Source organism: Lachnoclostridium phytofermentans ISDg (assembly GCF_000018685.1).
In the GTDB taxonomy this organism is placed as follows: Bacteria; Bacillota; Clostridia; order Lachnospirales; family Lachnospiraceae; genus Lachnoclostridium; species Lachnoclostridium phytofermentans.
This window is the reverse complement of the sequence record NC_010001.1, coordinates 1140459-1155085: the sequence shown is the minus strand read 5'-3', so window position 1 is coordinate 1155085 and position 14627 is coordinate 1140459. Positions and strand designations below refer to the sequence as shown.

The 14627-nt window shown below is 35.1% G+C and carries 13 protein-coding genes; 7 read left to right on the top strand and 6 right to left on the bottom strand.

Annotation, left to right across the window (positions count from 1 at the left end; all coding sequences use genetic code 11):
• Nucleotides 1–10: 10 nt before the first annotated feature.
• The 3 genes from acpS to CPHY_RS04805 are packed head-to-tail and all read right to left on the bottom strand — an operon-like array spanning nucleotide 11 to nucleotide 1815.
• The gene (gene acpS, locus CPHY_RS04815; RefSeq protein ID WP_012198933.1) at nucleotides 11–379 is read right to left on the bottom strand and encodes a holo-ACP synthase; all 369 of its coding nucleotides are present in this window, start codon (nucleotides 377–379) and stop codon (nucleotides 11–13) included.
• Between the two features lie 24 nt (nucleotides 380–403).
• Complete coding sequence (locus tag CPHY_RS04810) at nucleotides 404–1171, bottom strand: hypothetical protein (protein WP_012198932.1); 768 nt, start codon at nucleotides 1169–1171, stop codon at nucleotides 404–406.
• Complete coding sequence (locus CPHY_RS04805) at nucleotides 1168–1815, bottom strand: redox-sensing transcriptional repressor Rex (protein ID WP_012198931.1); 648 nt, start codon at nucleotides 1813–1815, stop codon at nucleotides 1168–1170. Before CPHY_RS04805 ends, CPHY_RS04810 begins: the two co-directional genes overlap by 4 nt.
• 561 nt (nucleotides 1816–2376) lie before the next feature.
• Between CPHY_RS04805 and abc-f the strand changes: the two genes are divergently transcribed.
• Entirely contained in the window at nucleotides 2377–4377 is a 2001-nt protein-coding gene (gene abc-f, locus CPHY_RS04800) for a ribosomal protection-like ABC-F family protein (RefSeq protein WP_012198930.1), read from the top strand.
• Nucleotides 4378–4546: 169 nt separating this feature from the next.
• On the opposite strand, the gene CPHY_RS04795 is transcribed toward abc-f, so the two are convergent.
• Complete coding sequence (locus CPHY_RS04795) at nucleotides 4547–5302, bottom strand: DUF3221 domain-containing protein (RefSeq protein WP_012198929.1); 756 nt, start codon at nucleotides 5300–5302, stop codon at nucleotides 4547–4549.
• A gap of 453 nt (nucleotides 5303–5755) precedes the next feature.
• On the opposite strand from CPHY_RS04795, the gene CPHY_RS04790 reads away from it, so the two are divergent.
• The 6 genes from CPHY_RS04790 to CPHY_RS04770 all read left to right on the top strand — a co-directional run bounded on the left by CPHY_RS04790 (nucleotide 5756) and on the right by CPHY_RS04770 (nucleotide 11918).
• A complete protein-coding gene (locus CPHY_RS04790) occupies nucleotides 5756–6295 on the top strand; it encodes a helix-turn-helix domain-containing protein (protein ID WP_012198928.1) in 540 nt (179 codons plus the stop codon).
• Between the two features lie 14 nt (nucleotides 6296–6309).
• Complete coding sequence (locus CPHY_RS04785; RefSeq protein WP_041703992.1) at nucleotides 6310–7383, top strand: ABC transporter ATP-binding protein; 1074 nt, start codon at nucleotides 6310–6312, stop codon at nucleotides 7381–7383.
• Nucleotides 7384–7489: 106 nt separating this feature from the next.
• On the top strand, nucleotides 7490–8269 hold the full coding sequence (locus CPHY_RS04780) for an ABC transporter permease (protein WP_242657986.1): 780 nt from the start codon (nucleotides 7490–7492) through the stop codon (nucleotides 8267–8269).
• Nucleotides 8263–9075 carry an ABC transporter permease gene (locus tag CPHY_RS22050; RefSeq protein ID WP_012198925.1) on the top strand — a complete coding sequence of 271 codons (813 nt, stop codon included), beginning with the start codon at nucleotides 8263–8265 and terminating at the stop codon, nucleotides 9073–9075. The genes CPHY_RS04780 and CPHY_RS22050 overlap by 7 nt, the downstream gene beginning before the upstream one ends.
• A 24-nt stretch (nucleotides 9076–9099) precedes the next feature.
• A complete protein-coding gene (locus tag CPHY_RS22045; RefSeq protein ID WP_012198924.1) occupies nucleotides 9100–10212 on the top strand; it encodes an ABC transporter substrate-binding protein in 1113 nt (370 codons plus the stop codon).
• Nucleotides 10213–10448: 236 nt separating this feature from the next.
• On the top strand, nucleotides 10449–11918 hold the full coding sequence (locus CPHY_RS04770; protein ID WP_012198923.1) for a catalase: 1470 nt from the start codon (nucleotides 10449–10451) through the stop codon (nucleotides 11916–11918).
• Between the two features lie 137 nt (nucleotides 11919–12055).
• Here CPHY_RS04770 and CPHY_RS04765 read toward each other — a convergent pair whose 3' ends face one another.
• Together CPHY_RS04765 and CPHY_RS21165 are read right to left on the bottom strand one after the other, a co-directional pair.
• Nucleotides 12056–13012: a D-2-hydroxyacid dehydrogenase gene (locus CPHY_RS04765; RefSeq protein WP_012198922.1), complete on the bottom strand. Its 957-nt coding sequence runs from the start codon at nucleotides 13010–13012 to the stop codon at nucleotides 12056–12058.
• A gap of 153 nt (nucleotides 13013–13165) precedes the next feature.
• Nucleotides 13166–14407 (bottom strand): HAD-IA family hydrolase, encoded by a 1242-nt coding sequence (locus CPHY_RS21165; RefSeq protein ID WP_081428497.1) that lies wholly within the window; start codon nucleotides 14405–14407, stop codon nucleotides 13166–13168.
• Between the last annotated feature and the right edge of the window lie 220 nt (nucleotides 14408–14627).

Sequence of the window (14627 nt, the reverse complement as noted above, 5' to 3'; positions counted from 1 at the left end):
TAACCGCCTCCTACTCCCGGATAATCTCACCTATTACATAGGCACTAACTAATTCCTTCGTATTTGTTATAGAGACATGAATCCTCTCGACATTATGTTCCTTCGCTAAAATTTCTGCATTTCCATATAAATTTACATAAGGTTTCCCAAGATTATCGCGTAGTACTTCAATCTCATTTGGTGCAATCGCACGAAAACCTGTTCCAAACATTTTTACAACTGCTTCTTTTACAGCAAAATTCGAAGCTGCCTTTCGTATATCCGAAAGAAGCAGCTTCTGTTCCTGCTCCGTATAAATCTTCGTAAGAAATGTTTTCCGTTCGCAAGCTTTCACTACACGGTTAATTTCTATCATATCCGTGCCAATTCCAAAAATCATGGTAAGAAACTCCACTCTAATTCATTATAGTAAATCTTGTTCTTCGTCAATCTTACGCATCATCTCAGTCCCTAGCATGTCATAGAGATATGTATAAGTTCCACGATAATCTTTCTCGATTTCAAGTTTTTGCTTTTTTAAATTTCGCAGCTTTACCTCAGTTTCCCTGATTTCATCTTCTAAGGATTTTTTTCTTAAATTCTTTTCAAATATGTTACCATAGCAACTCTGTAAACTCTCAACCATCAATTCTTCATTTTTTGCAGCTATTTCACCTGGTAGTTTTTCGAGACTGTCCTCTGCAATCAATAACTTTTGATTGATATCTTCAATAAGTTTTTGATTTTTAGCTAATTTTCTTTCTTTTAGCCTACCAATCGGTGTATGATCAACTTCCATGTTATCCATTATTTCCTGCATCAGTTGAGACTTATATCGTTTCAATCCTTTGATGTCATCTAAGACTCTGCTCTGATCCTTCATCAATTCGACAAGTTCATCCCTTAACCTTCGTTGTACTCCAGACATCTTTTCCTCAGGGAATAAGTTGATAAAGCGTTCATCAAGTGTTACTATTGGAATCTTTCGATTTCGAAAGATTTGACGAAGACTCATTTCAGAGAATACTTTACTCCGATTTATTTTTCTTGGTTCCATCCTTGAAGGTTCCACATAACTTGATACTTTCACATTCTCAAACTCAAGATCGAAGTCTTCATCTAAATCATCCAAATCGCTTAAAGATTTCGTCTTTGGTTCCGACTTGTCGCCAAAACGTTTTCCTAATCTCAAATACTCTCCCCCGATTCTTCTGCCGCTTTTAAATTATACGACAGTCTCATAAGGCTTTCTGCCAAGTGAACATTTTCAACCATAACATCTTTTGGTAAATTTAGATCTGTTGGTGCAAAATTCCATATTGCATGAATACCAAGGCTAACTAAATCTGCCGCCACCTGCGGTGCTTTTGCTTTTGGTATCGTTAGTGCTGCTATATTCACAGTATTTGTTTTCATAAATTCTTCTAGTTCATCAATTAAACGGATTTCAATTCCACGGATGGATATTCCTATCAATCTAGGATTAACATCAAATATCCCACAGATATAAAATCCTCTTCTCTCAAAATCTGTATAATTTGCAAGCGCTTGTCCTAAATTACCTGCTCCAATAATAATAACATTATATTTCTTATCCAGACCAAGTATTTTACCAATCTCGGTATAAAGATATTCTACATTATAACCATATCCTTGTTGACCAAAACCGCCAAAGTTATTTAGATCCTGACGAATCTGTGATGCTGTAACATTCATCTTTTCGCTTAACTCTTTCGAAGAGATACGCACAACATCATTCTCTAATAATTCTCCAAGATAACGATAGTATCTTGGAAGACGCTTGATAACTGCTGATGAAATTGTTTTATCGTACATGCTAACCCTCCATCTTTCCTTCCAGGTTGTCCTATTCTTATACCCCAAATCTATAAGATTGTAACCCTGGTATTACAACAGACTATACACAGATAGGATGTGTTCTTATTATAAATATTATAGTAAATTGTGAATAACCTGTCAATGATTTGACGTAGGATACTACGTATGTTAGAATATTCTACAGTTAATATGCACCTGCGATACACTTCTATTCATAGAATTTGCAGGTGTTAAGAAAGTGTGAAGAAATATTGTCTTCTTATCATGCAAAATGAAATACTTATAAACTTCATTTTGCTTTTTTATTCACAAGGAAAAGTTCGGAAATCGTACTTTTTCATTAATCGGATTGGCGGTGCAAAGTGCGCACCTTTTATCAGAAGTTTAAAAAGCAAACTTCTGATAAGTTATATTATCGGAACAAAAACATGTTCCAATAATCGGATTGACGGTGCAAAGTGCGCACCTTTTATCAGAAGTTTATAAAGCAAACTTCTGATAAGTTATATTATTGTGAAGCTCTTATACAGCTTCCTTTCAGAAGTGTGAGGAAACATCATGATACTAGCATGTAAGAATATTAGTAAAAGCTTTGGAACGACTCCAATACTCGATAAAGTCGCTTTCCATGTAAATGAGCGTGAGAAAGTAGCTATCGTAGGAATTAATGGTGCAGGAAAGTCTACCTTAATAAAAATCATCATGGGTGAATTAACTGCCGATGAAGGAGAGATTATCTTTGCTAAAGGTGCAACTGTAGGATATCTTGCTCAACATCAGGACTTATCCACAGATAGTACCATTTATGAAGAAGTTTTAGCAATAAAATCAGATATAATTAAAATGGAAGAAACAATTCGCCGTCTTGAAATAGATATGAAATCAGCTACTGGCGCAGAATTAGAACGAATGCTTTCTTCCTACTCAAGACTAACACATGATTTTGAGTTAAAGAATGGATATGCCTACCAAAGTGAAGTAATTGGTGTACTAAAAGGTCTTGGCTTTACGGAGGAAGATTTTAACAAAAAAGTATCAACCCTTTCTGGTGGACAAAAAACACGTGTAGCTCTTGGTAAGCTTCTCTTAAGTACACCAGATATCATCTTCTTAGATGAGCCTACCAACCACCTTGATATGGAATCTATCGCTTGGTTAGAAACTTTCTTAGTGAATTATTCTGGAGCTGTTGTTGTAATCGCCCATGACCGTTACTTCCTTAATAAAGTAGTTTCCAAGGTTGTGGAATTAGATAACACAAAGGCGACAATGTTCGAAGGAAATTATTCTGACTATGCAATGAAAAAAGAACAACTTCGTGAAACCATGATTCGTCATTACTTAAATCAGCAGCGTGAAATTAAACATCAAGAAGAGGTCATAGCAAAACTTCGTTCCTTCAACCGCGAAAAATCCATAAAACGTGCGGAAAGTCGTGAGAAGATGTTGGATAAAATAGATCGCCTTGATAAACCAGTTACTGTAAATGATAAGATGCATATAGCCCTTGAACCAAATATCATAAGTGGTAATGATGTACTAACAGTGACTGATTTGCGTAAATCCTATGGTTCTCTAACACTGTTTGACCAACTAAATTTTGAGGTAAAACGTGGTGAAAAAGTTGCGATTATCGGTAATAACGGTACTGGTAAAACAACCATCTTAAAAATAATTAATCAGATTATCAATGCCGATGCTGGAGATGTAAAACTTGGTGCAAAGGTTTTTGTTGGTTACTATGATCAGGAACATCATGTTCTTAATATGGACAAAACAATCTTTGACGAGATTCAAGATACGTATCCTAATATGGATAACACAAGAGTACGTAATATCCTTGCTGCATTTTTATTCACTGGCGATGATGTATTTAAATTAATTAAAGATATCAGTGGTGGAGAGCGTGGCCGCGTATCTCTAGCAAAGCTTATGCTATCCGATGCAAACTTCCTAATCATGGATGAGCCAACCAACCATCTTGACATTACATCAAAGGAAATACTTGAGAATGCGATTAACAATTATACCGGTACGGTGCTCTATGTATCCCATGACCGTTATTTTATTAATCGTACTGCTTCCAGAATTCTTGACTTAACCAATCAGACTTTCTTAAATTATATTGGTAATTATGATTATTATCTTGAGAAGAAACCAGAGATGGAATGGAGAGCCTTTGGCAACAATAATGGCTATAATCAGTCTGACGCTAACGATAATATTTTAAATGGACTTCGAATCAATAAGCATCTAGATCAGGCAAATAAAGAATTACAAACTTCATCTTTTCCACAAGAACCAGTTTCTGAGAATAAGCTAGACTGGCAACAGCAAAAAGAAGAGCAAGCCAAACTTAGAAAGCGTCAGAATGAATTAAAGAAAGTTGAAGATGAAATTACACGTTTGGAAGCAAGAAATGAGGAACTGGAAGTATTGCTTGCAGACTCTTCTATCTATACAAACTCATCAAAACTAATCGAAGTTCATAAAGAAAAGAAGGAATTGGAAGAAAGATTAGAAGTTCTTATGGAGCAATGGGAAGAACTTAGTGAGTAACTAATGATTGAAATTAATAATAAATGATCTAAAGATATGATAAACATAAAAATGATCAGCAGAATCAAAAAGATTGATATATAACCTTTTGTAGACTTTTGCTGATCATATTTTTTGTTAAACTATACTCCTTCTTAACCTCCTATTATGAACGATAAACCATAAATAATTAACTAATCCACATACTTTTCTTTGATATTATCCACTCTTCTCCATCAAACTTTGCCTTACCTTTATAACCAATAGCACCTAGTCCACTTCTCCATTTATTGATAACATACTCTAGTGTTTGTTTACCTTCATTATATTCCGAATTGCTAATGGTTATAATAATACCTGTAGGAAAATAAAGCTCTTCTTCATTAATAAGTCCTTCTTTCACTAATTGATCAAAAGTACTTTCCTTTACTTCCAGACCATACATTTCATATAACTTCATCAGTAAGATTTCCTTATCTATCTCTGAAAGATTCGTTGCTTCAGTTAAATTGAGAGCAATCATGTTGATATCACTATTTAAACCACTATCAAGTTTGTAAATATCATCAATTATAGTAATATATCCATCTATTAATAGATTAGATTCAAAAATTTCAATATAAACAGCAGTAATCTGCGCAGGATATGATTCTAATATAATCCCGTCATAAGTGATTTTAACTACATCTCCAATCTGAATCTCATTTAAATCTACTTCCTTTTTATCTTGATTAAATATCATTGCACTGTTAGCCCCTATACTGATTTTATCAGCAAGCCTAAATTCATTGGAATCAACATCCGGTTTTACTAAAAGACCATTGTTGTTATCAATAACCACTGCCTTAAACTTCGTATTTTCTATAGAGAAAGGTTTCTTAGTACATCCAACTAATATTCCGGTAAAAAGTAATATAAATAAATATAAATATATTTTACTCTTCATGAATTTGCTCCTTCCGTTTCACATCTCCTTATTATTAGACGCTTAGAATATCCAAAAGTAGCCACGCAAGCGGCACGTAGTTTGTCAGATACTAAGGAAAAAATATATCTTAAGCCATCTTTGAATCCAATTGGATGCAGCATTATACTCCTAATGTAAGTTAAATCTTATTTTATTTCCATCTTTTTTTAAGTTTAGTAAAATGACATAAAAAGTTTAGTAATAGAAAGAATTTATATTGACATACGAGTTTATCCGTGTATAATAATAGAAGTCTAGTTTAGAAATGCTAAACTTATGGTTTAATAAAATCTCAACTTCCTATTACTGGAATTCAAAAGAACATAATCGGATAAGATTACAATACCGGTGCAAAAATTGCACTCTTATCCTTTTCATAACGAATGATGATACATGTAAACATGAACCACAAAGAAAGGTTTGGTGAACAGCATGAAGATAGGTGCTAAAATTAAAGAACTACGAGTTCAAAAAAGCTTAACCCAAGAAGAGCTTGCAGATCGAGCGGAGCTTTCAAAAGGATTTATCTCTCAATTAGAACGTGACATCACTTCGCCTTCCATCGCCACCCTAGTCGATATTTTGCAATGTTTAGGTACGAACCTGGAGGCATTCTTTACGGACACAACATCAGAGCAGGTTGTATTCAAACGTGGGGATTATTTTGAAAAGGTAGATAATGAGCTAAATAATAAGATTGAATGGATTATTCCAAATGCTCAGAAAAATATGATGGAACCAATTTTATTAACATTAGAACCGGGTGGTTCCACCTATCCAGATAACCCACACGAGGGAGAAGAATTTGGATATGTGATTAGCGGTTCGATTACAATTCATATCGGAAATAAAACACATCGAGTAAAGAAAGGGGAATCCTTTTACTTTACTCCAAATAAAAATCACTATATAGCAGCTACCGGTAAGACCGGCGCTACGCTACTTTGGGTATCCACCCCGCCGAGCTTCTAGGAGGAATGAACATGATAGATAATAAGTTAATCGATCTTATAAATATAACAAAACGCTATGGAAATAACGTTGTAATCGACGATTTAAATCTTTACATTCGTGAAAATGAGTTTTTAACACTCTTAGGTCCATCCGGATGTGGTAAAACTACTACTCTTCGTATTATTGGTGGTTTTGAACAACCTGATCAGGGCCGTGTTATTTTTGATGGGAAAGATATTACAAAGCTTCCTCCGAATGAACGTCAACTAAATACTGTATTTCAAAAATATGCGTTATTTACTCATATGACGATTGAAGAAAACATCGCATTTGGTCTTAAAATTAAGAAAAAGAGCAGACAGTATATTAAAGATAAGATTTCTTATGCCTTAAAATTAGTAAACTTAGATGGCTTTGAAAATCGTATGCCTGATTCTTTAAGTGGTGGTCAGCAACAGCGTATCGCAATTGCTCGTGCTATCGTAAATGAACCAAAGGTTCTTCTTCTAGATGAGCCTCTTGGTGCTCTTGACTTAAAACTTCGTCAAGATATGCAATATGAGTTAATTCGTTTAAAAAATGAACTTGGTATCACTTTCGTATATGTTACTCACGACCAAGAAGAAGCATTAACCATGTCAGATACCATCATGGTCATGAATCAAGGCTATATTCAGCAGATTGGTACACCAGAAAAGATTTATAACGAGCCAAAGAATGCCTTTGTTGCAGACTTTATCGGTGAAAGTAATATCATCAACGCAACCATGGTACAAGACCGTTTAGTTAATATTCTTGGAGCCAATTTCCCATGTGTGGATGTAGGCTTTGGTAAAATTCAACCAGTCGATGTGGTAATCCGTCCTGAAGATATTGATTTAGTAGCTCCAGAAGCTGGAATTATCACAGGACGTGTCACTTCCTTAATCTTTAAGGGTGTTCATTATGAAATGACGGTTATGGCAAATGGATTTGAATGGCTTGTACATTCTACTGACCTTTCACCGGTTGGTGCCGAAGTAGGTATTAAGGTAGATCCATATGACATTCAAATTATGAACAAGCCAGAATCCGAAGATGAGGAGGCAGTAGGTGTCAATGAATAATCAAGAGGAAAGTAAAGTAACCGCTCAAGAGGCTACTGTTACATTGGTGAGAAAGTCTCACCACTTCAGTGGTAAATCCCTCCTGACTTTCCCTTATATTTTATGGATGGGTGCCTTTATTATCATTCCACTGATTATGGTCGTTTACTACGGCTTTACTACAAAGGCAAATAATAGCTTTACCTTAGAGAATATAAAATTAATCGCAGACCCTGTTAATCAAAAAGCTTTATATTTAAGTTTAAAACTATCTCTAATCAGTACTTTGATATGCTTATTACTCGCATATCCGCTTGCTTTAATTTTAAAAAGTATGAAGTTAAAAAGTAACAGCTTTGTCGTATTTGTTATGATTCTTCCTATGTGGATGAACTTCTTACTACGTACTATAGCTTGGCAGAACATCTTAGAAAATAACGGTATTATCAATACCTTGCTAAAAGCATTAAATCTGCCAACTGTTAATATCATTAACACACCAACTGCCATTGTGCTTGGTATGGTTTATAATTTCCTACCGTTTATGATATTGCCAATTTATAATACACTTGCAAAAATTGATGACAATGTCATCAATGCTGCTCGTGACCTTGGTGCAAATGGATGGATTACCTTCCGTAAGATTATCTTCCCATTAAGTATCCCTGGAGTAATTAGTGGTATTACGATGGTATTCGTTCCATCGCTAACCACTTTTGTTATCTCTAATATTCTTGGCGGAAGTAAGATTGTCTTAATTGGTAATGTCATTGAACAGCAGTTCCAAAAAGTTGGAAACTGGCATGCAGGTTCTGGACTATCCACAGTTCTGATGGTATTTATCTTAATTAGCATGGCAATCCTTGCAAAATATGATAAAGAATCGGAGGGTACAAACGTATGGTAAAAAAAATAAGTCAAAAAGTATATGTTGCCCTCATTATGTTTTTCTTGTATGCACCAATTATGGTACTTATTGTCCTATCATTTAATAAATCCAAATCCCGTAGTAAATGGGGTGGATTTACCTTTGATTGGTATAAGTCCTTATTTCAAAATGAAGAGATCATGAATGCACTGTATACTACATTAATCATTGCATTTTTATCTGCTTTAATTGCTACTATAATTGGTACAGCAGCTGCCATTGGTATGAACCATATGCGTAAGGTACCAAAAACTATCATGATGGGTATCACAAATATACCAATGTTGAATGCAGATATTGTAACTGGTATCTCATTAATGCTTCTTTTTATTGCAGTTAATTTCACACTTGGGTTTAAAAGTGTATTAATTGCACATATTACATTTAACATTCCTTATGTAATATTAAGTGTAATGCCTAAGCTAAAACAAACAAATCGAAATACTTATGAAGCCGCACTAGACCTTGGAGCTTCTCCTTTATCAGCATTTTTTATGGTTGTATTGCCTGATATTCTTCCAGGTGTTTTTTCCGGATTCCTATTAGCTTTTACTATGTCATTAGATGACTTTATTATTACACACTTTACAAGAGGTGCGGCTGTCAATACTCTCTCCACTAAGATTTATGCTGAGACGAGAAAGGGTATTAAGCCTGAGATGTATGCTCTATCTACTCTTCTCTTCCTCTCTGTCTTATTACTACTTATCATCATCAATCGTAGAAATGATAGAATAGAGAAGAAGCGCAATGCAGTAACTCTTGCACCTGCAAAAAAACTCTAAAACTGAAATAACGAGGTATTTTACATGAAAAAATCTAAACTTTTTGTAGCGCTCCTTCTTGTAAGCTCACTGGTATTCTCCGGTTGTGGCTCCAAGGAAGACAAAGGTAATAATACTACTCCGGGAAATGGAGGGGAAAATCCAGGAAACAGCAGTTCTTCCAATAAAGGCGAAGTCTATGTTTACAACTGGGGTGAATATATTGACCCTGATGTTAAAAAAATGTTTGAAGACGAGACTGGTATTAAATTAATCTATCAGGAATTCGAATTAAACGAGGACATGTATCCTATCATTAAAACCGGTGCAGTAAATTATGATGTTGTTTGCCCTTCTGATTATATGATCGAGAAAATGATTCAGGAAAACTTACTTGCTGAAATTAATTTTGATAATATTCCAAACATTACAAACATCGATGAAATGTATTTAAAAACAGCGGAAAGTTTTGATCCAGGCAATAAATACAGTGTTCCTTATTGTTGGGGTACGGTTGGTATTCTTTATAACAAAACTATGGTAGACGGACCAGTTGATAGTTGGAGCGTATTATTTGATGAAAAGTACAAAAATGATATCTTAATGATTGATAGCGTTCGTGATGCTTTCATGGTAGCATTAACCTATCTTGGTTACGACCAAAACACAACAGATGAGAAAGAATTAGATGCTGCTAGAGATTTATTAAAAAAACAGTATCCATTAGTTCAAGCATACGTTGTTGACCAGGTTCGTGACAAGATGATTGGTGAAGAGGCCGCTCTTGGTGTTATCTACTCTGGTGAAGCAATTTACACAAAACGTGAGAATGAAAATCTTGAATATGTGGTGCCAAAGGAAGGCTCTAACGTTTGGATTGATGGTTGGGTAATTCCTAAGAATAGTAAGAATAAAGAAAATGCAGAAGCATGGATTAACTTTATGTGCCGTCCTGACATTGCATTAAAGAACTTTGAATATATTACTTATTCTACACCAAACAAAGCAGCCAGAGAATTAATTGAAGACGAAGACATTAAGAACAGCCAAGTTGCTTTCCCTGATGCGTCTATACTTGATCGCTGTAAGTCTTTCAAATATCTTGGCGAAGATATGGAAAATATCTATGTGAAAAAGTGGAATGATGTAAAATATTAAATAACACAATTTAAGCTGATTGAACGAATCATGATAATGTCGTTCGATCAGCTTTTTCTCATTTTTTAATTTCTTTCGTAAATTCGTTCGATCAGCTTTTTCTCATTTCTTTGTTCTTTATGTCACAAATTCATTTTTTTTGTAGGACGAATTCTACAGAATAAAGTATCCGTAACATTTTATATGAATAAAATAGTAAAAAAGGCTTTCCACAGCCATGTTTTAAGGGGATATGAATGGATAGACGTAATGAAAAGAAATGTTGTAATTACTTAACCGATAGCCTTGGAAGACCAATTCCAAATGATACAAATTCTTTGACTGTTGGTTCAGATGGTCCAGTCCTTCTTCAAGATGTACATCTAATAGATAAGATTTCACACTTTGATCGTGAAAGAATCCCTGAAAGGGTTGTACATGCAAAAGGCACTGGTGCTTTTGGATATTTCCAACCATATTGTGATTGGACTGATTACACCTGTGCAGAGTTTTTAAAAAATCCAAATTGTAAAACAAAGGTATTTGTACGTTTTTCCACAGTAATTGGTTCTAAAGGTTCCGCCGATACAGTACGAGATCCTCGTGGTTTTGCAGTTAAGTTTTATACCACAGACGGTATCTATGATATTGTCGGAAATGATCTTCCTGTATTTTTCATCCGTGATGGCATCAAGTTTCCAGATGTAATTCATTCTTTAAAACCATCTCCAGATAACAACTTACGTGACCCTCAAAGGTTCTGGGACTTTGTTTCCTTATCACCAGAAGCTACTCATATGGTTACTTGGCTTTATTCCGATCGTGGAACTATAAAAGACTTCCGCCATGTAGATGGGTTTGGTGTTAATACTTACATCTGGGTAAATGAATGTGGCAAACGTGTCTATATCAAATATCACTGGAAGACACAGCAAGGATTACAAACGATTGACCGCTTTGAAGCCGAACAATTAGCTGGATCTGATCCTGACGTAGCAGTTAGGACCTTATATGAATCCATTGCGAATGGATTCTATCCAAGTTGGGAACTCTGTGTTCAGATGATGGACCCTGATATGATTGAATGTCTTGATTTTGATCCACTAGATGACACAAAAGTCTGGCCAGAAGACCAATTCCCATTAATGCCAATTGGATTAATGACATTAGATTGTAATCCAGAAAATTTCTTTGCCGAAGTAGAACAAGCTGCTTTTTGCCCTGGAAATATTGTACCAGGTGTGGAGCTTTCTGCTGATAAAATGCTTCAAGGCAGATCTTTCTCCTACTTTGACACACAACGTCATCGCCTAGGGCCTAATTTTGCACAGCTTCCTATTAATCGTTCCATCTCTTGCATAAATAATAATCAACGTGATGGTCAAGGTACCTATATATTTAACCCAAATCCTATTAACTATTCACCAAATAGTTTAAATTGTGGCTTCCCAAAAGTTGCTGAAGTATGTCAATCAGAACCGGAATGTGTTTGCGGATATATCGCTCGTATTCCAATTAAAAATCCATGTGATTTTAAGCAAGCTGGGGAACGCTATGAATCACTAAGTTGTGAAGAAAGATGCCACTTAATCGATAATATTGCGGTTGAACTTTATAAGTGTAATCAAGATATTATCGACCGTGTTCTTTGCTTTTTCTTTAAAGCTCATCAGGAATTTGGAGAGCAAGTGGAATGTGCAATCGATTACTATAGACAGATGTGCTAATAATACCACAAGATAGCCAATACCTCCTAATTAGAAAAAGCGAGTACACTTGAAATTCTATAAGAAAAACACTTCTTAAGAATTCAAATATGTGCTCGCTTTTCGTCTTTATTCACTTAAGGCTTAATAAGACTTTTCTACTCTACAATATTTCTTGGTTCACCCGATAGATATGACTTTATATTAAAATATACCTCTTTCGCGCAGCGATTTCTTGCTTCTACAGTAGCCCAGGCTATGTGTGGTGTTATGATTAATCGGGTGCTATCTTTTACTTTTAGCAACGGATTATCAGCGAGCATTGGTTCCACTGTTAAAACATCGAGCCCTGCGCCACCAATTTTTCCTGCTAACAAAGCATTTGCTAATGCTTCTTGATTTACGATTGCTCCACGTCCTAGATTTAATAAAATAGCATCTGGCTTCATCATCTCTAATTCAGCTTCTCCGATTAAATTCGTCGTCGCTTTAGTCAACGGAGCATGAATAGAAACTACATCTGAGATTTTTAACAAGGTTTGTAAATCCACTCTTTCGTAATCAGAATTTAGATTTTTACCAGAAGTGGAGTAATAAACCACTTTGCAACCAAATAACTCTGCAATTTTAGCTACTCCCTGTCCGATTTCTCCAAGCCCTATGATACCGAAAGTTTTTCCATACAATTCATGAAATTTCACATCGAAATTACTAAAGATATCGCTTCTTGTATAATCCCCAGACTTTACATATTGATCATAGTAAGCTAATTTTTCATATACGTAAAATAATAAGGCAAACGTATGCTGTACTACAGACTGGGTTGAGTAGCCCTTTACATTGGCTACCGAAATTCCACGTTTTTCGGTATACGTAAAATCTATATTATTTGTTCCCGTCGCAGTTAAGCAAATTAATTTTAACTTTGTTGCACCTTTCAGAATATCCTCGTTCATTGGAATTTTATTTACTATGATAACATCAGCGTCTTTTATTCTTTCTGCATTTTCTAACGGATTGGATTCTCCATAGATAACGACATCACCAAACTCTTGAAACATGCCTAAATCAACATCGTTTCCCAAAGTGTTTGCTTCCATGATTACAATTTTCATATTTAGCCTCCATGCTGCGACTATCTTTTAGGAATAGCTAATGGCTCAAGTTTGGCGCAGCACAAACTTATCGCATTTCTTTTAGCTTCGCTCCCACTGTAAGTTTTAATCAAGATATCATTCCATTAACTAGACTACTTTTCTATTTTTTAACTATTCAGTCATTCGTAATGTAGTTAATTGATCAAAGGAATCTATAACATATTCATACTCCGTTGCTTCTCCAAATCCATAGCGCGCATATACAAAAGGAATCTTTGCTTGATGTGCAGCGTCTCCATCCCCGCCTGTATCCCCAACATAGATTGGATTTCTCAATTGATTACGTTTCATCACAATGCGAATATTATCTGCTTTTAATTTTCCAGTACCACCGGGGCACTCAAAATCATCAAAATACTGTCCTAACTTATGCGCTTCTAAAAACGCTTCAATATAGCCACTCTTACAATTACTAACAATAAACAAACGGTATTTTTTTGAAAGTTCTTTTAAGGTTTCTTCAATCTTACCTAAAAGAATTCCACCATGTTCCGCCAAATAAGGGCACTGTGCTACGACACACTTTTCCATTGTCTCTATAGCTACGTCCTCCGGAACACTTAAAAATAATCCTCTTGCGATATCTTCTAATGGTAAACCATATAATGCCTTTAACTTAGGACCTGTGACCTCATCCGTGATACGACTATCCTTCTTCGCTATTTCCTTCCACACAATCGCAGCATTCTCTGTGGAATCCCACATGGTACCATCCAAATCAAAGATGATACTATCAAATTCTCTCTCTTCTACCATAACTCCCAAGTTTCTGAGCTCTTTTTTTGCTTGCCACAAAGAGTGAAAGCAAATTGTATGAAAGTGGAATGTTTTTGCACCTTCAAGATTACCTGCTAAATCATCTAAAAATACCGATTCTTCTGGAACGATTCCATAACGGGATATTAATGCTTCATAGATTTGAGGCTCTGGTTTTATATGCTGCTCCTCATAGGATATTACTGCCCCATCTACATGTTTTAGGAAACGAAATACATTCTTTACATAAGAAAAATTCTCTCGGCCATAGTTTGATAAAATATAAATGTGATACCCCTGACTCTTAAGATCTTTCACCAGTTCTTCGGAATACTCAAACTCTTCGACTAACTGACTTGTATCATCAAAAAATAATTTGATTTCTTTTTCTATTTCAGGATCGATTGAAATACATCGTTTCATAATCTCTTCTTTTGATAAAACACCTCGATCCACTTCATTCCAATAGGGAGATAATACCGTTGCCTTTGCCAATCTTTCTTTATACTCTTCTTTGATTGTAAGTTCGTCAATATAGTCACGCCAACGAAATTCTGCAAGCACCTGACCAATATCAAAAATAATATTTTTTATCATATGAATTCTCCAATCCTATCACATTATGGTTTTGATTATATACGATTTACATAAAAAAATCCATGTTGTTTCTCTTCTTACTACTTTTTATTTCCCTTCTTGCCGATTTTTTTGCTTCTCTTCTTGCTGATTTTTTCTTTCTATCTGGAGATTACTATGGTATAATTCAATGCAAAGATAATAAAGGAGGATAAATGTATCGAAAAGGATGCATTTATAA

Bases quoted from the DNA above. Each gene is read 5' to 3' on its own strand.
- acpS (WP_012198933.1), bottom strand. From the start codon at position 379: ATGATTTTTGGAATTGGCACGGATATGATAGAAATTAACCGTGTAGTG.
- CPHY_RS04805 (WP_012198931.1), bottom strand. From the start codon at position 1,815: ATGTACGATAAAACAATTTCATCAGCAGTTATCAAGCGTCTTCCAAGA.
- abc-f (WP_012198930.1), top strand. From the start codon at position 2,377: ATGATACTAGCATGTAAGAATATTAGTAAAAGCTTTGGAACGACTCCA.
- CPHY_RS04795 (WP_012198929.1), bottom strand. From the start codon at position 5,302: ATGAAGAGTAAAATATATTTATATTTATTTATATTACTTTTTACCGGA.
- CPHY_RS04790 (WP_012198928.1), top strand. From the start codon at position 5,756: ATGAAGATAGGTGCTAAAATTAAAGAACTACGAGTTCAAAAAAGCTTA.
- CPHY_RS04780 (WP_242657986.1), top strand. From the start codon at position 7,490: ATGGGTGCCTTTATTATCATTCCACTGATTATGGTCGTTTACTACGGC.
- CPHY_RS22050 (WP_012198925.1), top strand. From the start codon at position 8,263: ATGGTAAAAAAAATAAGTCAAAAAGTATATGTTGCCCTCATTATGTTT.
- CPHY_RS22045 (WP_012198924.1), top strand. From the start codon at position 9,100: ATGAAAAAATCTAAACTTTTTGTAGCGCTCCTTCTTGTAAGCTCACTG.
- CPHY_RS04770 (WP_012198923.1), top strand. From the start codon at position 10,449: ATGGATAGACGTAATGAAAAGAAATGTTGTAATTACTTAACCGATAGC.
- CPHY_RS04765 (WP_012198922.1), bottom strand. From the start codon at position 13,012: ATGAAAATTGTAATCATGGAAGCAAACACTTTGGGAAACGATGTTGAT.
- CPHY_RS21165 (WP_081428497.1), bottom strand. From the start codon at position 14,407: ATGATAAAAAATATTATTTTTGATATTGGTCAGGTGCTTGCAGAATTT.